The sequence below is a fragment of the Mesobacillus jeotgali genome, from assembly GCF_014856545.2.
Classification (GTDB): Bacteria; Bacillota; Bacilli; order Bacillales; family Cytobacillaceae; genus Mesobacillus.
This window is the reverse complement of record NZ_CP109811.1, coordinates 3,187,696-3,209,672: the sequence shown is the minus strand read 5'-3', so window position 1 is coordinate 3,209,672 and position 21,977 is coordinate 3,187,696. Positions and strand designations below refer to the sequence as shown.

Here is a 21,977-nt window from a genome sequence, read left to right as displayed (position 1 = left end):
AAGAATAAATAAAATTTTGATAAAATAAAAAGGATTTTATCAAAAGCAATAGAAGTAATAAAAAGGTGAGAACTAGAGAAAGGGTGAGAAGTTTGAGCAAGACTGAAGCAGTAATCGTAGCTGCAGTAAGAACGGCTATTGGCAGCTTTAATGGAAGCTTGAAAAATATTTCCGCACCAGATTTAGGTGCCGCAGTAATTAAAGATGCCCTGAAGCAGGCAGGTGTACAGCCTGATCAGGTGGATGAAATCATTATGGGAAATGTCCTCCAGGCAGGCCTAGGGCAGAACCCTGCAAGACAGGCAGCGATTAAGGCGGGTATTCCTGAAAGCGCTTCCTCTATGACGATCAATAAAGTATGTGGTTCAGGCTTGAAAGCCGTCCATCTGGCTGCCCAGGCGATTATCGCAGGAGATGCTGAGGTTGTCGTTGCCGGCGGAATGGAAAATATGAGCCAGGCACCTTATATATTAAAAAACGCGCGTGATGGTTTCAAAATGGGTGACCAGAAGCTCGTCGACAGCATGACTTCCGACGGACTAACATGTGCTTTCAATGACTACCATATGGGTGTGACGGCAGAAAACCTCTGTTCGAAATATGACATCGGCCGCGGAGAACAAGATGAATTTGCAGCATCTAGCCAGGAAAAGGCTGTAAAAGCAATTGAAGAAGGCAAGTTCAAGGATGAAATCGTGCCGATTGAAATCCCGCAGCGAAAAGGTGAACCGGTCGTTTTTGATACTGATGAATATCCGAAAAAAGGCACAACTGCAGAAAAGCTTGGCGGACTGCGCCCTGCATTCAAAAAGGATGGCAGCGTAACAGCAGGCAACGCGTCAGGCATAAATGACGGAGCAGCCGCTCTCGTTGTCATGAGCCGGGAAAAGGCTGAGGAACTTGGCCTGAAACCACTTGTCGTCATCAAGGCAAACGCAAGTGCTGGTGTAGACCCGAGCATCATGGGCATAGGACCAGTTGACGCAGTTAAGAAAGCATTGAATAAAGCCGGAATGACGATGGAAGAGATGGAGCTGATCGAGGCGAATGAAGCTTTTGCCGCACAGTCACTGGCTGTCGACCGCGAGCTGAAATTCAACAAGGAAATCTTGAATGTGAATGGCGGGGCAATAGCGCTTGGCCATCCAATAGGAGCCAGCGGAGCGAGGATCCTTGTTACGCTGATCCATGAAATGAAGCGGAGGCAAGCGAAGAAAGGACTCGCCACACTTTGTATCGGAGGCGGACAGGGTGTCGCCACTGTTGTGGAACTTGCATAAAGCTATTAATCTATAAAACTTCTAATAACTCTGGCAGGCTGTCATTTGGCGGCTGTGCCAGTGCTATCCATAGTCAAAGGGGGAATAACGATGAAAACAATTTGCACATCCTTCCAAGATGCCGTAGCGGAAATCCATGATGGCGCAACCCTGATGGTTGGCGGCTTCGGCCTCTGCGGGATTCCTGAAAACGTAATCCTCGCACTTGTCGAAAAAGGAGTAAAAGACCTGACCGTCATTTCAAATAACTGCGGTGTTGACGATTGGGGACTTGGCCTGTTGCTGAAAAATAAGCAAATCAAGAAAATGGTAGGTTCCTATGTTGGGGAAAACAAGGAGTTCGAAAGACAGGTATTATCCGGTGAAATCGAAGTCGAATTGATACCTCAAGGAACGCTGGCGGAAAAAATCAGGGCAGGCGGTGCTGGCATTCCGGCATTCTATACACCTGCAGGAGTGGGTACGCCGATTGCAGAGGGCAAAGAAACACGTATGTTCAATGGCAAAGAGTATCTCCTTGAAGAGTCGCTGACAGCGGATTTCAGCATTGTCAGGGCGTGGAAGGGCGATAAAATGGGCAACCTTGTCTATCATAAAACGGCAAGGAACTTCAATCCGATGATTGCCGCAGCCGGCAGGGTCACGATTGCCGAAGTTGAAAATCTATATGAAGTGGGCGAATTAGACCCGAACAGTATCCATACCCCAAGCATCTATGTCCAGACATTGATTGAGGGAAATCAGGAGAAGCGGATTGAAAGGCTGACGGTGAGAAGTTAACTCTGGCTGAACATGAAAGGAGAAGGCATATGATTAAAAACAAAGGGAATGTCCGGGAGAAAATCGCGCGCCGGGCTGAAAAAGAAATCGAGAATGGTTTTTACGTAAACCTTGGAATCGGCATGCGACACTTGTGGCAAACTTCATATCAGATGACAAGCAGGTAGTCCTCCAATCTGAAAATGGCCTGCTCGGTATCGGTCCGTATCCAACGGAAGAAGGTGTCGATCCGGACTTGATCAATGCAGGAAAGGAAACCGTCACGGCCATTCCTGGAGCAGCTTATTTCGATTCTGCAGAGTCTTTTGCCATGATCCGCGGCGGTCATATCAATATAGCAATCCTCGGCGGGATGGAGGTCGCAGAATCTGGTGACCTCGCAAACTGGATGATTCCAGGCAAGATGATCAAAGGAATGGGCGGAGCGATGGACCTTGTCCATGGTGCCCAGAAAATCATCGTCATCATGGAACATGTGAATAAGAACGGAGAGCCGAAGATCCTTAAGGAATGCAGTCTGCCATTGACAGGAAAAGGTGTCGTCAACCGGATTATCACTGATATGGCGGTCATTGACGTAACGCCATTCGGGCTGAAGCTTGTTGAAGTAGCATCTGGCTACACAGTCGACGATATTATCAAATCAACAGAACCTGAATTACAGGTAGACGACTCAGTTGTCTTAGACGCATATTGATAAATCGGGAACGCCTGTTAAAGGGCGTTCCTTTTCTTTAAAACTCCACTTATTAAACTTGAAAGATTTCATGATATAATCTTTTAAAAAATGGCTTTGTTAATAAAGTAAAAAATAGCTGTTTTAACTGAACAAAAAAATGAGGGATCAATAATGAAAAAGAAACAAAAACGCCAGCAGCAAGTTAAGAAAGAGGAAAAGCCGGCAACACTGGGCGATCTCCTGAATCAGGATATCATGCAAAAGCTAAAAGACCAGCAACAGCAAATGAAGGCAGAGGAAGAACAGAAAAAACAGGCTGAGCTGGAGCGCAAAAAGGAAGAGAGGCGTTTAAGGGAGAAGAACAAATCTTTCGAAGAGTTGCTTTCCGAAAGCGACATGGATTGGAAGAAATTCAAATGACCCGAAGAAGAGTGGAAGTAGTTCCATACAATCCTGAGTGGAAAACTCTTTTTGAAAAAGAGAAGCAGGTTCTTGAATCCATCTTTGAACCGGCAAAGATTGAAATACACCATATCGGCAGTACATCTGTCCCCGGACTAAGCGCCAAGCCAATCATAGACATTATGTTAGCAGCGGATAGTCTTGAACGAGTTGAAAAGGCAACACCGGCCATAGAGGCGGCAGGCTATGAGGCGAAAGGGGAGAATGGGATTCCTGGGCGGCGCTATTTCCAAAAACATGACGAAAATGGAATCCGTAAAGTTCATTTGCACTCTTTTGAAAAAGGGAGCCATCAATTATACAGGCATCTTGTTTTTCGCGATTACTTAAGAGCTCATCCATCGGAAGCAAGCAGGTATGCTGAAGTAAAGGAAGCAGCTGCCCAAAAATACGAATATGACATTGAATCTTACATTGCTGAAAAGTCTCCGATCGTGAAGGAAATGGAGCATAGGGCGATGCAATGGAGGCCAGTGAAATAAATGTTTTGCTTTCTTTGCTTAAGGGCAATTAGGTAAAAAAAGCAAAGGAGCAAAGCGTTGTTACTTATAACATTTTTACTCGCAGCCGGATTCATATTTATCCATTTATTTTCTAGATATTTACCTTTCCTCGAAAACGTCCCTCGGAGCAGACTACTTTCAGCTGCAGGAGGCATTTCTGTAGCCTATGTATTCATCCACCTGCTCCCAGAGTTGAATAAGCATAATCAGGTTCTTGACAGGAGTATTCAATCAGGTGCCTGGAAGTTCTTCGAAAACCATACATATATTGTTGCTATGATTGGTTTGTCCATTTTTTATGGGTTGGAACGGATGGTAAAGACCTCAAAGAAAAAACAGCAAAGGGAAAACAATTTGGACCGGGCTTCCAAAGGTGTATTTTGGATCCATATCGTTTCGTTTTTTCTTTATAATAGTTTGATAGGATATTTATTGCTTCATGGAGAACAGGAAACGGTAACGGGACTGGTCTTTTACTTTATAGCACTTGCCGTCCATTTCATCACCAGTGACCATGCCCTGAGGGAAGCGCATAAGGAAATGTATGATCGAGTAGGGAGGTGGTTGCTTGCTGCCGCGATATTGGCTGGGTGGGCAATCGGCATCACCTGGAAGGTGAATGAAAACATAATAGCCTTGCTATTTGCCATTCTTGCAGGCGGAGTCATCTTAAATGTAATGAAAGAAGAGCTCCCGGAGGAAAGGGAGAGCAACTTCTGGGCCTTTGCCGCTGGATTGGCCGGCTATACACTCTTACTGATGCTGGGATAAGGTTTTAAAGTGGAATCGACTTGCAAAAAAGGAAACACTTTCGCATGATAAAAGGCGAAAGTGTTCCTTTTTCTCTTATCTGTGCTGCTCGTATTTATTTGCCTTCGTAATGGACTTAATCAACTTGATTTCTTCAGCAGACAGCGAAGCAGAACTCACAGCCCTGGCATTTTCCTTAATTTGTCCCGGGGTGCTTGCTCCTGCGACAACAGAAGCTACTGCCGGGTGTGACAAGTTATACTGAATGGCGACTTCGGCAAGGGACCTGGTTGAAGCCAGCTTCTCTTTCAATAAAGGAAGAACTTCTTCCAATTCCTCATAGCTGTAATCAAGATATCCTTTGGAAGCTGCCTTCTCGATCATTCTGTCACTCAGCATGCCTTTAGCGACCGTGCCTCTCGTTACGACGCTGATGTTGTGGTCATGAAGGAGCGGGAGTGCTTCTTCTTCAGGCCGGCGGTCAAGTATGCTGAGCTGCATCATGACGGAGATGATGTTTGATTTTTTTGCATATTCACGAATGACATTCGGCCTAATGGACGAAATGCCGTAATACTTAATATATCCTTCATCTTTCAATTCTTCAAAAGCCTCAATTGCTTCGTTAATATTGTCTTCGATAGTCCCTCCGTGCAGTTGATAAAGGTCGATATAATCGGTATTGAGTCTTTTCAGGCTCTGCTTCACAGCTTCTTTAATGTATGCCTTCGATGGATCCCAGGTCCAGCTGTCTTTAGCATCGGTCCAACGATTGCCGGCTTTCGTAGCGATGATGACCTGCTCCCTGACATTCTTTAAGGCTTGCCCGACAATCTTTTCATTCTCCCCAAAATCATACAAGTCAGCGGTATCAAAATAGTTGATCCCTTCTTCCAACGCAGCTTCAATCACCGGCTGTGCCTTAGAGTAATCCGTTCCAAGCGACATACAGCCAAGGCCGATTTCACTGACAAACAAATTAGATGAACCCAGTTTCCGTCTCTTCATAAGAAATATCACTCCGATCCAATGTTGGTTTTATTTTAACGAAAGGAAAGGAGTGCAATCAACTATTCTGGACGGCGATTCGGCTGATTGACAGTCTCAATCCAATCTTTTACAAATTCATGCTTTTTGCCATACTCTTTTAATGTGCGTTGGATTTCCCAAGCTTTACCGGCTAAAGTGATACCCTGGCTATGGACGTAAATTTTCATCCGTCTACTCCTTTCGGATAAGTATGGTAAAATGTATGAGCATTTGATATCGGATTAGAACAGGAGTGGACATGAATGAAATCTCTCGAAGAAGAAACATTGAAGACAGAGCAGATCTTTACAGGAAAGGTCATTAGCCTGCAGGTAGACGATGTAGAATTGCCGAATGGAAAAACTTCAAAAAGGGAGATCGTCAAGCATCCAGGTGCTGTCGCGGTCATTCCTGTTACAGATGATCAAAAAATCATTATGGTGGAACAATATAGGAAGGCTCTTGAGCGGACAATCGTCGAGATTCCGGCAGGCAAGCTTGAGGCAGGCGAGAAGCCGGAAATTTGTGCTGCCCGTGAGCTTGAGGAAGAGACTGGATATGAATGTGCGAATATGGAATGGCTCATTTCCTTCTACACATCTCCAGGGTTCGCAGATGAAATCATCCATGTATATAAAGCAACAGGGCTGAGTAAAAAAGACAATCCGGCAGCAGCCGATGAAGATGAATTTGTCAACTTGATGGAAATAACTCTTGAAGAGGCGGTCCAGCTTGTGAAAGAACAAAAAATCTTTGACGCAAAAACTGCATTTGCAGTCCAGCATCTGCAATTGCAGGAGGCATTAAGAAAGTAAATGCAGGAATACTTCGTTGATCTACACATTCATATTGGCAGGACGAAATCGGGCCGAGCTGTAAAAATAACCGGAGCAAAATCGCTGACGTTCAGCAACATCATCCGCCACGCAAGGGAATATAAAGGTTTGAATATGATCGGAGTCATAGACAGCCATTCACCGGAAGTGCTTGATGAAATGGAAGATTTGCTTGAAGCAGGTGAGCTGCAGGAACATCCAGAAGGTGGACTTCATTATGACGGGATGAGTATCATCCTTGGTTCAGAGCTTGAGATCAATGAAGAAAGCACCCAGGGGCCAATTCATGTATTATGCTATCTGCCCACCCTGCAGACGATGAGAGCTTTTTCAAGATGGCTTGAAAACCACATGAAAAATATTCATCTAAGCTCCCAAAGAGTCTATATTGCTGGACTTGTTTTACAGAAGAAGGTTAAGGAACTGGGTGGTATTTTCATTCCTGCTCATGTATTTACACCCTTCAAAAGCCTATACGGCAAAGGAGTCAAGAATTCTTTTTCGGAGGTTTTTGATGCTGACCTGATCGATGGGATTGAATTAGGCTTAAGCTCGGATACGAAAATGGCTGACCAGCTGGCTGAGCTTCACCGCTATTCGTTTGTAACGAATTCTGATGCCCATTCACTGGCAAAAATCGCGAGAGAATATCAGAAAATAGAAATGGCTGAGCCTTCTTTCCGGGAACTGGAACTTGCGTTAAAACAAGCGGAAGGACGGGGTATCAGAGCGAATTATGGTCTGGATCCGCAGCTTGGAAAGTATCATCGGACAGTCTGTGCAGAGTGCCTGGCTTACAATCCAGCATATGGTGAAGCGTGTCCAGAATGCGGATCTGTCAAACAAATAAAAGGTGTCGCCGACAGAATTCAGGAATTAAGAACATCAGAGGGAAATCAAAATGTGAGGCCGCCCTATATCCACCAAGTGCCGCTCGAATTCATTCCAGGCCTTGGACCGAAAATGCTAGAAAAGCTGATGGATCATTTTGGTACAGAAATGGCCGTCCTTCACTCAGTGCCTCTCGATTCTTTAAAACAAGTTATTCCTGAAAGGACAGCCGTAACAATAGACAAGGCAAGAAAAGGCCAGCTCGCCTTCCACGCAGGCGGAGGAGGCAAGTACGGGAAAATAACAGATTAAAAAAATCCGGTCTTCAGGCCGGATTTTTGCTATCGTCTAGTATTATTATTAACTTGGTTTGATCAAGGCGCTTACGCTTTTTGTTCTCTATTAAACCAAATTGGAAGCTTTGCAGTCATAGACTCTCTGTCCTTGCATATGATGGTAGTAACCAATATGCAGGAGGAAAAGAGATGAAGAAACGAAGGTACCAGGACGTCGCAGTAACCCATTTAAGAGAATATTCCTCAATCTATCTTTTTGTCATTGTCCTGTTTTTGATGGGAGTCATTTTTGGGGCAATAATAGTAAACAGTCTAAGCTTCACTCAAAAAGAGGATTTATTTTATTACTTATCACAATTTTTTGGCCAGGCAGCATCCGGGAAAGTGGCGGACGGAAAGGATTTATTTTTGCAGAGCTTTCTGCACAATGGAAAGTTCATTGGACTCATCTGGATTCTCGGGGTTTCAATCATAGGGCTTCCCGTCATTCTGATCCTGCTTTTCATGAAGGGGATGGTTGTTGGTTTCACGGTAGGCTTTCTCGTTAACCAAATGCAATGGGACGGATTCCTCTTATCCTTTGTTTCCATCCTGCCGCAAAACTTCATCATTATACCGGTATTCATTATCACAGCGGCAATGGCGGTGACTTTTTCATTGAAAATGATTCGGAATCAGTTCATGAAGAAAATCAACCAGCCGATCATGCCGCAGTTTTTTAGTATATATCTTTTCATTTTGTCGCCGCGCTTGTATTCCTGGCTGTGGCCGCAGGGGTGGAGGCGTATTTATCTCCGGCACTGTTGAAAGCCGTCATCAACTCAATAAATTAAATTTATTTTTAAATGATAATAACTATTGTTTCTTATTTGTAATAATTTTATTTTGAATCTCAATTCCCTTCTGATATAATATAAGAATAGTGGCGGGGGAGTGAGAGTATCGAAATGGAAAACAGAATTGAGAGAATCAAGAAACAGCTGCATTCGTCCAGCTATAAATTAACGCCGCAGCGTGAAGCTACCGTTCGCGTATTGCTTGAACATGAAGAAGACCACTTAAGTGCGGAAGATGTGTATTTGCTTGTCAAAGAAAAATCTCCTGAGATCGGCCTTGCAACAGTATACCGGACACTTGAACTGCTGACTGAACTGAAAATTGTCGATAAAATCAACTTCGGCGACGGTGTATCCCGTTACGATCTCCGCCAGGAAGGCGCTGCCCATTTCCACCACCATTTGGTCTGCATCGAATGCGGAGCAGTGGATGAAATCCAGGACGACCTTCTTGAAGATGTGGAAGAAATCGTTGAAAGAGACTGGAAATTTAAAATCAAAGACCACCGCCTGACTTTCCATGGCATTTGCCATAGATGCCAGGATAAAGAGTCGGCTGAAACCGAATGATCCAAAACCCTTTTTCCAATGGAGAAAGGGTTTTTTATTTTATTAAAATTGCACTAGGTTCAGGTATAATTCTTGTCCAAATTGGCATACAGATTAGTAAATAAGTAAAGTCGAATAGAACATGTGACGAATATTCAAAAGTTGCGCTGATTGTTCTATGTGTCGAGTTGGAGGCAAGAAAAATGAAATCGTGGTTCGGATTGATCCTGCATACATTAAAGGTCTTTATATTATTCACTGGATGCACAATCTTATTTTATTATGGTATCATGTGGATTAACGAAGAGTATGAAAGCTATCATCGTTATGACGCACCAGAGGGAGCGGCTATAAAGGTATCAGGAACCTTTGATGAAGAAAAGGGAAGTATGTTTGAAAGGCTGATACTGTTTTATCTGAATGGGGAGTAATAAAAATGGAAGACAGGCTCGACGACTTTATTCACTTTTTAGTAGTTGAAAAGGGACTTTCTAAAAACACAATCGTATCTTATAAACGTGACTTGAACAGTTATATCACATATCTTAAAAATGTGGAACTGCTTGGGGACTTAAATGGTGTGCAGCGACCGCAGATTGTCCATTTTTTAGGGCATTTGAAAGACACAGGGAAATCTTCAAAAACACTGGCAAGACATATTGCCTCAATTAGGGCTTTTCACCATTTCCTGCTGCGGGAAAAGGCGGTTGACCATGATCCGACTGTCCACATCGAGAGTCCTCAGCATGAACGATCCCTGCCTAAGGTTTTGAGTATGGAAGAGGTAGAGACACTTCTCGACAGTCCAAAGCTGACGGACCATTTTGGCTATCGTGATAAGGCGATGCTTGAAATGATGTATGCAACCGGAATCCGTGTGAGCGAGCTGATCGGACTGACATTATCTGATGTCCACCTGACAATGGGATTTGTCCGCTGTATGGGGAAAGGGAGCAAGGAAAGAATCATACCGATTGGCAAAACGGCTTCTGACGCCATTGAACAATATCTTGAAAAGGGCCGTCCAAAGCTTGTATCGAAAAAACATAAGGATGACTCTTTATTCTTGAATCACCATGGGAAAGGCTTGTCACGGCAGGGTTTTTGGAAAATTCTCAAACGGCTTGCGACAGAAGCGGGGATTGAAAAAGAGTTGACTCCGCACACGATGCGCCATTCATTTGCCACCCATCTGCTTGAAAATGGAGCCGACCTTCGCGCCGTGCAAGAAATGCTTGGCCATGCGGACATCTCGACAACACAAATATATACACACGTGACAAAGACAAGGTTAAAGGACGTTTACACAAAATTTCACCCACGCGCCTAGGAGCGGTTGGGTTTATGTATTCAGCAAGGATGTTAGAAGCACCATTTATACTCCGCAGGATAATAGTTTCATAGAATTGTCATAAAAGACCGGCCAAAAGCCGGCTTTTTTTCTTGTGTTTTTAATTTAATTTAGTACAATGGAGATGTCAGACTTCTGACAAATGAAAACGCAAGCATTCGATTAACTGAAACAAAAAAGGGTAACATAAAATAGTAAAAAGGTTAGTAACGCATTCACACTTTTAAGGAGGAGAAGGAATGTCGAATACATATAAAAGAGTGTTTTTAATCGTCATGGATTCAGTCGGAATCGGAGAAGCTCCAGATGCCGAAAAATTTGGTGATAAAGGATCCCATACACTTGGCCATATCGGAGAAAGAATGAATGGCTTGAAAATGCCGAACATGGGCAAACTCGGCCTCAGCAACATCGAGGAAATCCAAGGCATCGCACCTGCTGAAAAGCCGCTGGCCTACTACACAAAGATGGAAGAAGCCTCTAATGGCAAGGATACAATGACAGGCCACTGGGAGATCATGGGTCTGAATATCCAGACCCCATTCCAGGTATTCCCTGATGGATTCCCGGATGAATTGATTTCCGAGCTCGAAACGCGTACCGGCAGAAAGGTCATCGGAAACAAGCCGGCGAGCGGCACGGAAATCCTTGTAGAGCTTGGTGAAGAGCATATGAAGACGGGGGCGCTGATCGTCTATACATCTGCTGATTCAGTACTGCAGATCGCTGCTCACGAAGAAATCATTCCTATAGAAGAGCTTTATGATATTTGTAAAATTGCCAGGGAATTGACGCTAGATGAAAAATACATGGTCGGAAGGGTCATCGCAAGACCATTTCTCGGTGAACCAGGGGACTTCAAACGTACATCCAATCGCCATGACTATGCGCTTAAGCCATTTGGCAGAACAGTGATGAATGAACTGAAGGATTCAGGTCTGGACGTGTTGGCTATCGGTAAAATCTCAGATATTTATGACGGAGAAGGCGTAACTGAATCACTTCGCACGGTGTCCAATATGGATGGAATGGATAAGCTGCTGCAAACCCTCGATCAGGATTTTACAGGCTTGAGCTTCCTGAATCTTGTAGATTTTGATGCTTTGTTCGGACACCGCCGAGATCCTGAAGGGTATGGCAAGGCACTAGAGGAATACGATGCCCGCCTTCCTGAGGTATTCGAAAAATTGAAAGAAGATGACCTTCTTATCATTACTGCGGACCACGGAAATGATCCGGTCCATTACGGAACAGACCATACACGTGAATATGTGCCGCTCCTTGTCTATTCAAAAGGAATGAATGAAGGAAAAGAACTGCCTATCCGTAAAACATTTGCAGATATCGGTGCAACTGTTGCAGAAAACTTTAGTGTGAAAATGCCAGACCACGGAACAAGCTTCCTAAATGAATTGAAATAAGGAGTGGATTACATGGATTACAATCAAATTCAAAATGCAGCATCTTTTATAAATGATAAGCTTAAGCAGCAGCCGAAAATCGGGTTGATTCTCGGTTCTGGACTTGGTGTTCTTGCTGATGATATTGAAAACCCGGTTAAGATTCCTTACAACGAGATCCCGGGTTTCCCGGTTTCGACTGTAGAAGGCCACGCAGGCCAGCTTGTTTGCGGACAGCTTAGCGGTGTGGAAGTAATCGCCATGCAGGGGCGTTTCCATTTTTACGAAGGCTATAGCATGGATAAGGTTACTTTTCCGGTGCGCGTCATGAAAGAACTCGGAATTGAAAAACTAATCGTTACGAACGCAGCTGGAGGCGTCAACGAGAGCTTTGAGCCAGGCGATTTGGTGATCATTACAGACCATATCAACAATATGGGAACAAATCCGCTGATTGGACCAAATGATTCACGTTTCGGTGTGCGTTTCCCTGATATGAGCGAAGCATACTCAAAGAAATTAAGAGCAGTCGCTAAAGAGGTTGCTGACAAGAACAACCTTCAAGTGAAAGAGGGAGTATATTTTGGCAACCCCGGTCCAGTTTACGAAACACCTGCTGAAGTACGGATGATTCGTACAATGGGCGGAGACGCAGTTGGTATGTCGACCGTTCCTGAAGTCATGGTAGCAAGACATTCTGGTTTGGAAGTACTGGGCATTTCTTGCATTTCTAATATGGCTGCGGGAATTCTTGACCAGCCATTAAGCCATGATGAGGTTATCGAAACAACTGAAAAGGTGAAGTCAAGCTTCCTTTTGCTTGTAAATGAAATCGTAAAAACGTTGGGACAGAAATAATTAATAGCTTACCGGCTAAATAATAATAAGTGGTGATAATGATGAGAATGGTTGACGTTATCGAAAAAAAGCGAGACGGACATGAATTATCAACTGAAGAAATCCAGTTTTTTGTGGATGGATACACAGAAGGCTCCATTCCTGACTACCAGGTAAGTGCGCTGACGATGGCGATTTTCTTCCAGGGTATGACGGAAAAAGAACGTGCAGACCTTACAATGGCAATGGTGAAGTCTGGTGACCAGATTGACCTATCTGCGATTGAAGGCGTGAAAGTTGATAAGCACTCTACAGGCGGTGTAGGTGATACAACGACTCTAGTTCTAGGACCTTTAGTGGCAGCTTTAGGTGTCCCGGTTGCAAAAATGTCCGGGCGCGGACTTGGCCACACAGGAGGAACAATCGACAAGCTGGAGGCTGTTGAAGGATTCCATGTTGAAATCGACAATGAGGAATTCATCAATCTTGTAAATAAAAATAAAATCGCGGTCATCGGCCAGAGTGGAAACCTGACTCCGGCTGATAAAAAGCTTTATTCGTTACGTGATGTAACGGCAACGGTGGACAGCATCCCCTTGATTGCAAGCTCCATCATGAGCAAGAAGATTGCCGCAGGCGCGGATGCAATCGTCCTGGATGTTAAAACAGGTGCTGGAGCATTCATGAAGACCCTCGACGATTCCCGTGAACTGGCTAAGGCAATGGTGCGCATCGGTAATAATGTCGGCCGCAGGACTATGGCTGTCATTTCCGATATGAGCCAGCCGCTCGGATATGCGATCGGAAATGCGTTAGAGGTTAAGGAAGCGATTGATACACTGAAGGGTGAAGGTCCAGAAGACCTGACTGAACTTTGTTTGACGCTTGGCAGCCATATGGTATTCCTCGCTGGGAAAGCTGAGTCCCTTGGAGAAGCACGCAGCAAGCTGGAAGAAGTGATCAAGAACGGAACTGCACTTGAAACATTCAAAGTATTCCTGGCATCCCAGGGCGGTGATGCATTCGTTGTCGATGATCCAAGCAGGCTTCCTCAGGCAAAATACACGTTTGAGCTTGAAGCCAAAGAAGCAGGCTATGTATCTGAAATCGTCGCTGATGAAGTAGGAACAGCTGCTATGCTGCTAGGTGCAGGAAGAGCTACGAAGGAATCCGTAATCGACCTGGCAGTCGGCCTAATGCTTCGCAAGAAAATTGGTGACAAGGTAGAAAAAGGGGAATCACTCCTAACCATTTACAGCAACTTTGAGGATGTAAATGAAGTGAAAGAAATGCTGTATGAAAATATTAAGGTTACAAGCGAACATGTTGATGCACCGATTTTGATCCACGAAGAAATCACAGAGTAAATAAGATTAAAGGAAGCGAAGAGGCAGCTCTTCGCTTTTTTGTGTGCGAAAATATCGGTTTTATATACCTTCATTGTATAAAAATGGATTCGTTGGAAAAAATAGACCCTATAAAGATAGGAGGGTTATGGCCATGAATCTGAATCTGAAGAAGTTGACGAGTTTACTGCTTGTTTTTATGATGGGCGCTGCAATGATCTCCCCAAAAGGATACGCAAATGAAGGAGACTCGGGACTGGCCGACGACGCCAGTTCAGCTATTTTAATTGAACGTGATACTGGTCAGGTTCTATTTGATAAGAACAGCCATGAAAAGCTGCCGCCAGCGAGTATGACCAAAATCATGACAATGCTTTTGATCATGGAAGCGCTCGATGAAGGAAGGCTGAAAATGGACGAAAAAGTCCGTGCCAGTGAATATGCTGCTTCAATGGGAGGTTCCCAAATCTTCCTTGAGCCAGGAGAAGAAATGACAGTTGAGCAATTGCTGAAAGGAATTGCAATCGGCTCAGGCAATGATGCGTCAGTGGCGATGGCTGAGCGAATTGGCGGCTCTGAAGAAGCTTTCGTCAAAATGATGAATGCGAAAGTAAATGAGCTTGGCCTCAAGAATACAGTATTCAAGAACACAACTGGATTGCCTGTCGACGGGCATTACAGCTCGGCTTATGACATGGCCATGATGGCGAAAGAATTGCTGAAATACGAAAAGATCACCAAATTCACAGGAACGTATGAAGATTATCTCCGAGAGGACTCTGATAAAAAATTCTGGTTGGTCAATACAAATAAGCTCGTTCGTTTTTATCCAGGAGTGGATGGGCTGAAAACAGGTTTCACAAATGAAGCGAAATATTGCCTGACGGCTACAGCTCAAAAGGATGGCATGCGTGCGATTGCAGTCGTGTTTGGGGCGCCTACTTCCAAGGCCAGGAATGCACAGGTAACGAAAATGCTGGATTATGCATTCAGCCAGTACCAGACGCATCCTATGTTCAAGAAAGGACATGCACTTGGAAAAGCAGCCATCAGCAAAGGAGACCAGAAGACAATAAACGCAGTTACATCTGAAAGTGTATCTCTATTGACCAAAAAGGGAGCAGACGTAAAGGATGTAAAGCAGAAGATCACTTTGAATAAAAGTCTTAAAGCCCCTGTCGAAAAGGGTGACAGAGTAGGTACCTTGAAGCTGGTCAAAGATGGAAAAACCCTTGCTGAAACACCACTGGTTGCCGATGCAAAGGTGGAGAAAGCCAGCTGGTGGATCCTGTATAAACGCTCATTTGGAATGTTTACAAGAGCTGGAAGCCAGCAATAATCCAAATTTCCAACCAGAATTGTCGAAAACTCTGCCATTCCATCTAGTTTTAGCGAATAGGCACTAGTTTTGTTCCTAAGAAGGATTTGTCTCAATTAATGGAGAATTTGACTCACTATACCAGATAAGGAGGCTTTGGATAGTGAGTCTTAACATTGATATTGAAGTGAAGCATGACGTCTTATTGATTCGAGTTAGCGGTGAATTAGATCATCATACTGCAGACCAGCTTCGCGAGCAGGCAACAAAAGCCCTTGAAAACGAAGAAGTCCGCCACATTGTCTTGAACCTTGAACACCTCACATTTATGGATAGTTCAGGTCTGGGGGTAGTTTTAGGAAGGTATAAACAAATCAAGCAGCTTCATGGAGAGATGGTTGTTTGCGCAATTTCTCCGCCAATCAAGAGGTTATTTGACATGTCGGGTTTATTCAAGATTATCCGTCTTGAACCGTCAGAAGAATATGCATTAGAGAGATTGGGGGTTGCTTGATACATGAAGAATGAAATGAATCTTCATTTTAGCGCGCTAAGCCAAAATGAATCTTTTGCCCGTGTGACGGTTGCTGCATTCATCGCCCAGCTGGACCCAACGATGGATGAACTCACCGAAATAAAGACGGTAGTATCGGAAGCGGTAACGAACGCGATTATTCATGGATATGAAAGTAATCCAGATGGGAAAGTGTTTATTTCTGTGATGATTCAGGATGGAACCGTGGAAATGCTGATTAAGGACGAAGGAATAGGGATTCCAGATATCGATGAAGCCATGCAGCCTCTGTATACATCCAAGCCTGAACTTGAAAGGTCCGGTATGGGCTTTACGATTATGGAAAATTTCATGGACGAAGTACAAGTGAGATCAGAGCCCGGCTTTGGGACAGAGATTCGTTTGAAAAAGCACCTGTCAAAGAGCAAAGCGCTGTGCAATTAAGGGAGTTCTGCCTATGGATGTGGAGGTAAAAAAGGATAATAGCCAAACGTATCTTAAGGACCATGAAGTCAAAGAACTGATTTTGAGAAGCCAGCAGGGTGACCAGGGGGCCAGGGACTTAATCGTCCAGAAAAATATGCGACTTGTATGGTCTGTCGTCCAGCGCTTCCTCAACAGGGGGTATGAACCTGACGACCTGTTCCAGATTGGCAGCATCGGCCTCTTGAAATCAGTTGATAAATTTGACCTCTCGTATGATGTAAAGTTTTCGACGTATGCCGTTCCCATGATCATTGGTGAAATCCAGCGTTTCATCAGGGATGACGGCACCGTGAAGGTGAGCAGGTCATTAAAAGAAACCGGTAATAAGATACGGAAAGCGAAGGATGAGCTTTCCAAAACATTGGGCAGGGTACCAACTGTCAATGAAATAGCCGAGTTTCTGGAACTCTCACCTGAAGATGTGATCATGGCACAGGAAGCTAGCCGCAGTCCGGCATCCATCCATGAAACCGTGTACGAAAACGACGGCGACCCAATTACCCTGCTAGACCAGATCGACAACGGGGAAGAAGGCCGCTGGTTTGATAAAATTGCATTAAAAGAGGCAATTAACGAGCTTGACGAACGGGAAAGACTGATCGTGTATCTGAGATACTATAAGGATCAGACTCAATCCGAGGTCGCAGTCCGCCTGGGAATATCCCAAGTCCAGGTTTCACGTCTCGAAAAGAAAATATTGCAGCAAATGAAAGGCCGTATGGATCTTTGAATCCATATGGCTTTTTTTTTTCTGCACTTATTGGTGCACGATAATACTTAGGAAAAGAGTTTAACAACGATTAACCAGATTGGCGTGATAAATATCAAGAATCTGGAAAAATAGGTTACCAATAAGGTGTATTGGTGACCAAAAAATCAAGAATCTGGAAAAACAGGTCGCCAATAAACCCAACTAGTCATTCCACAATAACCTTTTCATCTTCTTTCTTCCTTAATGAACATCCCATCTTAACCAATTATTGGACTTCATGAAATAACTGCAGGAATCCATACTAAATATACGAGGAAAACACTGTGTTGGAAGTGAATCTGATGGAAAAAACGATTTATATCCGTATGCGAAATCGCGTCCAGGTCAAACCTGAGCAATCACTTTTGTTGAAGGATATTGCGCAGATCATTGCCAGCGAAGATATATTTCAGGAACTGGCCTCTCTTCAAGTTAAAAAGATTATGCCGAAGGACCATATTCACATTATCGATGTCATGAAGATCATTCGTTTCATTGCTGGGATATATCCTGATCATGAAATCCAGACTGTGGGGCCTCCTCAAACGATCATCGAGGTAATTTACAAGAAAAAAGGGATGTCGATCCCCTTCTTTATCCTTGTATGGTTCCTGTTATTTTTCGGTGCAGCGTTGACCATCATGAACTTCCATGAAGATGTCAGCATGCAGTCGGTGCATCAGCGGCTTTATTTTATCATGACAGGAAAGGAAGTCGCGAAGCCGCTGTTATTCCAGATTCCCTACTCAATCGGTATTGGTTTGGGTATGATCCTGTTCTTTAACCATGTATTCAAAAAGAGGCTAAATGAAGAGCCGAGCCCGCTTGAAGTAGAAATGTTCAATTATCAGCAATCTCTTGATCAATATGTCATCCTGCATGAAAACAAGGAAAGCGTGAAACATCTAAATGACGATTAGTGTCTTGTTCATTGTCCTTATTGGGCTGGCAAGCGGGCTTGCTGTTGGGTCTGGTTTTGTTGCTTTCTTATCGGTTCTCGGAGTGATTCCCAGACTAACACAGCTGACGAAGACAATGAAACTGATTTCCTGGTATGAGTGGGCAGTGGTACTCGGAGCTCTGCTTGGAACTGCAGGAAGCCTGAGAGATCCAGTGATGAATTTCTCTCCTTACGTGACAATCCCGCTTGGGTTGGCGGGGGGCATATTTGTCGGTATGCTGGCTGCTGCTTTGACAGAGGTCCTGAATGTACTCCCAATTCTCGCTAGAAGAGTCAGGGTGGATGACAAGCTGGAGACATTGTTGATGGCGATCGTGCTGGGTAAAATTTTCGGCTCATTATTCCATTGGATTTATTTCGTAGGACGTTGATGATTGAATGCCGCTATAGGTAGTTTGACTGGAGTAAGTGCCCTGCCCACACCTGCAGCGAAAATAATCCAGTAAAAATGAATGGCAGAAAGGACGGCAGAGAATGGCCGAAAAAAGGAAGGTAATCTTAATTACAGATGGTGATGATTATGCCCGGCGTGCAGTTGAGCATGTGGCTGCAGAAGTAGGCGGGCGGTGCATCTCTCTTTCACATGGCAATCCTTCTGTCCTTTCGGGGCCGCACCTTGTTAAATTAATCAAAAAAGCTGCAAAGGATCCTGTTTTAGTTATGTTCGACGATAGTGGGTTTCTGGGAGAGGGAGCAGGAGAGAAAGCTCTTAAATACGTGGCTGAGCATGAAGATATTGAGGTGCTCGGAGCGATTGCTGTCGCTTCGAAAACTCATATGGCGGAATGGAGCCGCGTGGATTTTTGCATAGACCGGGAAGGTGAACTCACCCCCTATGGAGTGGACAAACATGGAATTCCAGAACTTGAAATGGGGAGAATTAACGGAGATACAGTGTACTGTTTGGATACGCTTGATGTCCCGTTAATAATCGGAATAGGGGATATCGGTAAAATGGCACGCCGTGATCACTATAAAATCGGTTCGCCAATAACGAAGAAAGCAGTGGAAATCATCCTTGAAAGGAGCGGATTCTATGCCAAAGAACAATGACAAGCTGCCCATCCCGAAATCATTGGACGAAGCTGAAAAATATATGAAAGACCATGTTGGCCTGGAAGCCAGTTTTGACCTTGGAGTCAGGAAGCTGAAAATCCTTAAAAAGAATGTCCATTTTTATTATGTGAATGGTCTGTGCGATACAAGCTTCATCGTACATATTGTTGAAGAACTGGTGGACATCAATGATAACGAGAAACTTTCTACACATCTACAAGAGATTGTGGAGAACCGGATTACCCACCAGTCTGTAGAAAAAATCAAAACGATGGATGAGCTTGTCGATCAGGTTCTTTCAGGACTCATTGTTATATTGGTCGAGGGTGAACAAATAGGATTAGTGGTTGATGTCAGAAGCTACCCGGGGAGACAGCCACAGGAGCCTGATACAGAAAAGGTGGTGCGAGGATCCCGCGACGGCTTTGTTGAAAATATCATCGTCAATACCGCGTTGACAAGAAGGCGGATCAGGGATGAGAATCTCCGCTTTGAAATGATGAAGGTAGGCGAAAGGTCGAAATCAGACGTTGCGATTGGCTATATAAAAGATATCGCTAACCCTGATCTGATCAAAGTCATTAAAAAAGAGCTGCAGTCAATTAAAATCGATGGAATCACGATGGCAGATAAAACAATTGAAGAATTTCTGGTGAAACAAGGCTATAACCCATACCCACTGGTAAGGTATACGGAACGTGCCGATGTAGCGGCGACCCATCTGCTTGAAGGACATGTCCTTATTTATGTTGATACATCTCCAAGCGTTATCATTACACCGACGACCTATTTCCACCATCTTCAGCATGCTGAAGAGTACAGGCAATCACCAGGTGTCGGGACAATGGTACGCTGGATACGATTCCTTGGGGTGCTCGCGTCACTATTGCTTTTGCCGTTATGGTATTTATTTGTTCAGAATCCGGATCTTCTGCCTGATAAAATTTCATTTATCGGGCCTAATGAAGACTCCAACATCCCGATTTTCTTGCAAATCATGCTTGCAGATGGAGGGATTGAGTTCCTGAGGATGGCGGCCATCCATACGCCGACACCGCTTTCCACTGCAATGGGTTTAATCGCTGCAGTCCTGATCGGGCAAATCGCCATCGATGTAGGAATGTTCGTGCCAGAAGTCATTCTTTATGTCGCTGTGGCGGCAATCGGAACTTATGCGACACCAAGTTATGAACTTAGTATAGCGAACAAAATAGGAAGGGTATTTCTGTTAATTTCGACTGCTATATTCCATGTTCCGGGATTTGTGGCAGGAACCACGGCCTGGCTGCTGCTCCTTGCCAGTATTAAGTCCTTGAACACTCCTTATCTGTGGCCATTCATTCCTTTTCACCCTGTTGCGTTTATGCAGATATTGATCAGGAGGGCTGTGCCAGGTTCGAAAATCAGGCCAAGCATTGTCCATGCACGGAACCGCTACAAGCAGCCATCAAAATCGTGACAAGGTTGCAATTGCACGTTCCCTCAAATTATGGTAAAGTGTTTTTAATTTACTAAAGACTTAAAGCGAAAAATAAATAGACAGTTCATCAGATGAACTGTCTATTTATTTATCTTTTCGGGACAGGTTTCACGCAGCCATAGGACAAATTATGGCTAAATTAACTGAACAATGAAAAATTATATTTGAACAATGATTTTAAATGGCAAGGGATGAGGGGACAACATGGAATTTCATGGAACTGCAAAAGTTAATCGACTGGGGCACTTGGAAATTGGCGGTGTTGATACAATCCAATTGGCTGGAAAGTATGGAACCCCGCTATATGTTTATGACGTTGCCTTGATCAGGGAACGGGCAAGAGCGTTTAAAAAAACATTCGAGAATGCTGGTATAACTGCTCAAGTAGCGTATGCGAGTAAAGCTTTCTCAACAGTGGCAATGGTGCAATTGGCCGCTGAGGAAAATCTCTCACTAGACGTCGTTTCTGGCGGAGAGCTTTATACGGCACTTGCGGCTGGCTTCCCGACAGAAAAAATTCATTTCCATGGCAACAACAAAAGCCGGGATGAACTGATCATGGCCATAGAACACAATATTGGCTGTATCGTTGTCGATAACTTTTATGAATTGGACATGCTTAAGGATATTTGCAAAGAAAAGAACGCAGTGATCAAAGTTTTATTACGAGTGACACCTGGCATTGAAGCCCATACACATGACTATATTTTAACAGGACAGGAAGATTCGAAGTTTGGATTTGATTTACAGAATGGACAGGCTGAAGCGGCTTTGAAACTTTGTCTTGATAACCAGAATCTTGAAGTTCTCGGACTGCACTGCCATATTGGTTCACAAATTTTCGAAACGACAGGATTCATCCTGGCGGCACAGAAAATTTTCGAAAAGCTTAATCAGTGGAAAACGGATCTGTCTTTCGAATCCACAGTCCTCAACCTTGGCGGTGGATTTGGAATTCGCTATACAGACGAAGATGACCCAATACCGGCAGCTCAATATGTTGAAGAAATCATTGCGGAAGTGAAAAAGCAAGCTTCTCACTATTCAATGAATATGCCGGAAATCTGGATAGAGCCAGGTCGTTCTCTTGTTGGGGATGCTGGTACGACCCTTTACCGCGTTGGTTCGAGAAAGGATGTACCGAATATTCGTCAGTACGTAGCTGTCGATGGAGGGATGAGCGATAATATTCGCCCAGCCTTGTACCAGGCTAAATATGAAGCAGTGCTTGCAAACAGAGTCATGGACAAACCTGAAGAGACTGTATCGATTGCCGGGAAATGCTGTGAATCTGGAGATATGCTGATTTGGGACCTCCCGCTGCCAAAGGCTGGAGACCATGACCTTCTGGCTGTTTTTTGCACAGGTGCCTATGGGTATTCTATGGCGAATAATTATAATCGCCTTCCAAGGCCAGCGGTGGTTTTCCTGGAGGATTCAGAGGATACCCTCGTCGTTCGCCGTGAAACATTTGAAGATATGTTAAAATTAGATCTTCCTTTTAAAGAAAAGGTGAAAAATTAAAGCTGCTCTCCCGCAGCTTTTTTTACAGGATAAAAAACGAAAATTTACTTCGTTGGCTAAAAACCCGGTCTTGTTGTAAAATTACAGATTGGGAGGGATTCCGTTTGAAAAAGAACAACTGG

The 21,977-nt window shown here is 44.1% G+C and carries 24 protein-coding genes and 2 pseudogenes; 24 read left to right on the top strand and 2 right to left on the bottom strand.

The annotated features are described in order from the left end of the window. Positions 1-92: 92 nt before the first annotated feature. The 6 genes and pseudogenes from FOF60_RS16505 (at position 93) to FOF60_RS16480 (ending at position 4,475) form a co-directional block, all read left to right on the top strand. Complete coding sequence (locus tag FOF60_RS16505) at positions 93-1,280, top strand: acetyl-CoA C-acetyltransferase (RefSeq protein ID WP_192470676.1); 1,188 nt, start codon at positions 93-95, stop codon at positions 1,278-1,280. Positions 1,281-1,370: 90 nt separating this feature from the next. Beyond that, positions 1,371-2,060 (top strand): CoA transferase subunit A, encoded by a 690-nt coding sequence (locus tag FOF60_RS16500; protein ID WP_192470675.1) that lies wholly within the window; start codon positions 1,371-1,373, stop codon positions 2,058-2,060. Positions 2,061-2,089: 29 nt separating this feature from the next. Continuing rightward, positions 2,090-2,757 (top strand): annotated as a pseudogene (locus tag FOF60_RS16495) (3-oxoacid CoA-transferase subunit B). A 153-nt stretch (positions 2,758-2,910) separates the two neighbouring features. Next, positions 2,911-3,159, top strand: a complete 249-nt coding sequence (locus FOF60_RS16490; protein ID WP_192470673.1) for a YqkE family protein — start codon at positions 2,911-2,913, stop codon at positions 3,157-3,159. Next, positions 3,156-3,683: a GrpB family protein gene (locus FOF60_RS16485; protein ID WP_192470672.1), complete on the top strand. Its 528-nt coding sequence runs from the start codon at positions 3,156-3,158 to the stop codon at positions 3,681-3,683. Before FOF60_RS16490 ends, FOF60_RS16485 begins: the two co-directional genes overlap by 4 nt. A 57-nt stretch (positions 3,684-3,740) precedes the next feature. Continuing rightward, positions 3,741-4,475 (top strand): hypothetical protein, encoded by a 735-nt coding sequence (locus FOF60_RS16480; protein ID WP_192470671.1) that lies wholly within the window; start codon positions 3,741-3,743, stop codon positions 4,473-4,475. Positions 4,476-4,550: 75 nt separating this feature from the next. Here the strand turns inward: FOF60_RS16480 and FOF60_RS16475 are convergent, their stop codons facing one another. Both FOF60_RS16475 and mciZ read right to left on the bottom strand, forming a co-directional pair. Beyond that, complete coding sequence (locus FOF60_RS16475) at positions 4,551-5,462, bottom strand: aldo/keto reductase (RefSeq protein ID WP_192470670.1); 912 nt, start codon at positions 5,460-5,462, stop codon at positions 4,551-4,553. A gap of 62 nt (positions 5,463-5,524) precedes the next feature. After that, positions 5,525-5,671, bottom strand: a complete 147-nt coding sequence (mciZ, locus tag FOF60_RS16470; protein ID WP_192470669.1) for a Z-ring formation inhibitor MciZ — start codon at positions 5,669-5,671, stop codon at positions 5,525-5,527. Positions 5,672-5,746: 75 nt separating this feature from the next. Between mciZ and FOF60_RS16465 the strand changes: the two genes are divergently transcribed. From FOF60_RS16465 to lysA, 18 genes and pseudogenes are all read left to right on the top strand, one after another. After that, the gene (locus FOF60_RS16465; RefSeq protein ID WP_192470668.1) at positions 5,747-6,298 is read left to right on the top strand and encodes an NUDIX hydrolase; all 552 of its coding nucleotides are present in this window, start codon (positions 5,747-5,749) and stop codon (positions 6,296-6,298) included. Further along, entirely contained in the window at positions 6,299-7,462 is a 1,164-nt protein-coding gene (locus FOF60_RS16460; protein WP_192470667.1) for an endonuclease Q family protein, read from the top strand. 173 nt (positions 7,463-7,635) lie between these two features. Further along, positions 7,636-8,279 (top strand): annotated as a pseudogene (spoIIM, locus tag FOF60_RS16455) (stage II sporulation protein M). Between the two features lie 114 nt (positions 8,280-8,393). Then, positions 8,394-8,852, top strand: coding sequence for a ferric iron uptake transcriptional regulator (locus FOF60_RS16450; RefSeq protein ID WP_192470665.1), 459 nt, complete (start codon positions 8,394-8,396; stop codon positions 8,850-8,852). Between the two features lie 182 nt (positions 8,853-9,034). After that, a complete protein-coding gene (locus FOF60_RS16445) occupies positions 9,035-9,262 on the top strand; it encodes a YqzK family protein (protein WP_192470664.1) in 228 nt (75 codons plus the stop codon). 5 nt (positions 9,263-9,267) lie between these two features. After that, positions 9,268-10,161: a site-specific tyrosine recombinase XerD gene (xerD, locus tag FOF60_RS16440; RefSeq protein WP_192470663.1), complete on the top strand. Its 894-nt coding sequence runs from the start codon at positions 9,268-9,270 to the stop codon at positions 10,159-10,161. Between the two features lie 260 nt (positions 10,162-10,421). Further along, positions 10,422-11,603 carry a phosphopentomutase gene (deoB, locus tag FOF60_RS16435; protein WP_192470662.1) on the top strand — a complete coding sequence of 394 codons (1,182 nt, stop codon included), beginning with the start codon at positions 10,422-10,424 and terminating at the stop codon, positions 11,601-11,603. 12 nt (positions 11,604-11,615) lie between these two features. Further along, positions 11,616-12,440: a purine-nucleoside phosphorylase gene (locus tag FOF60_RS16430; protein WP_192470661.1), complete on the top strand. Its 825-nt coding sequence runs from the start codon at positions 11,616-11,618 to the stop codon at positions 12,438-12,440. Positions 12,441-12,481: 41 nt separating this feature from the next. Further along, on the top strand, positions 12,482-13,786 hold the full coding sequence (locus tag FOF60_RS16425) for a pyrimidine-nucleoside phosphorylase (protein WP_192470762.1): 1,305 nt from the start codon (positions 12,482-12,484) through the stop codon (positions 13,784-13,786). A gap of 193 nt (positions 13,787-13,979) precedes the next feature. Continuing rightward, complete coding sequence (locus tag FOF60_RS16420; protein ID WP_319801588.1) at positions 13,980-15,104, top strand: D-alanyl-D-alanine carboxypeptidase family protein; 1,125 nt, start codon at positions 13,980-13,982, stop codon at positions 15,102-15,104. Positions 15,105-15,246: 142 nt separating this feature from the next. Beyond that, entirely contained in the window at positions 15,247-15,597 is a 351-nt protein-coding gene (gene spoIIAA, locus FOF60_RS16415; RefSeq protein WP_041965294.1) for an anti-sigma F factor antagonist, read from the top strand. A gap of 3 nt (positions 15,598-15,600) precedes the next feature. Continuing rightward, complete coding sequence (gene spoIIAB / locus FOF60_RS16410) at positions 15,601-16,041, top strand: anti-sigma F factor (RefSeq protein ID WP_041965295.1); 441 nt, start codon at positions 15,601-15,603, stop codon at positions 16,039-16,041. Positions 16,042-16,054: 13 nt separating this feature from the next. Continuing rightward, positions 16,055-16,813, top strand: coding sequence for an RNA polymerase sporulation sigma factor SigF (gene sigF / locus FOF60_RS16405; protein ID WP_192470659.1), 759 nt, complete (start codon positions 16,055-16,057; stop codon positions 16,811-16,813). A gap of 323 nt (positions 16,814-17,136) precedes the next feature. Beyond that, complete coding sequence (locus FOF60_RS16400; RefSeq protein ID WP_192470658.1) at positions 17,137-17,754, top strand: stage V sporulation protein AA; 618 nt, start codon at positions 17,137-17,139, stop codon at positions 17,752-17,754. Further along, the gene (locus FOF60_RS16395; protein ID WP_192470657.1) at positions 17,744-18,166 is read left to right on the top strand and encodes a stage V sporulation protein AB; all 423 of its coding nucleotides are present in this window, start codon (positions 17,744-17,746) and stop codon (positions 18,164-18,166) included. The genes FOF60_RS16400 and FOF60_RS16395 overlap by 11 nt, the downstream gene beginning before the upstream one ends. 103 nt (positions 18,167-18,269) lie before the next feature. Next, a complete protein-coding gene (locus FOF60_RS16390) occupies positions 18,270-18,848 on the top strand; it encodes a stage V sporulation protein SpoVABEA (protein WP_192470656.1) in 579 nt (192 codons plus the stop codon). Next, positions 18,832-20,310 carry a spore germination protein gene (locus tag FOF60_RS16385; RefSeq protein WP_192470655.1) on the top strand — a complete coding sequence of 493 codons (1,479 nt, stop codon included), beginning with the start codon at positions 18,832-18,834 and terminating at the stop codon, positions 20,308-20,310. The genes FOF60_RS16390 and FOF60_RS16385 overlap by 17 nt, the downstream gene beginning before the upstream one ends. Before the next feature lie 225 nt (positions 20,311-20,535). Next, positions 20,536-21,855 carry a diaminopimelate decarboxylase gene (gene lysA, locus FOF60_RS16380; protein WP_192470654.1) on the top strand — a complete coding sequence of 440 codons (1,320 nt, stop codon included), beginning with the start codon at positions 20,536-20,538 and terminating at the stop codon, positions 21,853-21,855. Positions 21,856-21,977: the final 122 nt, after the last annotated feature.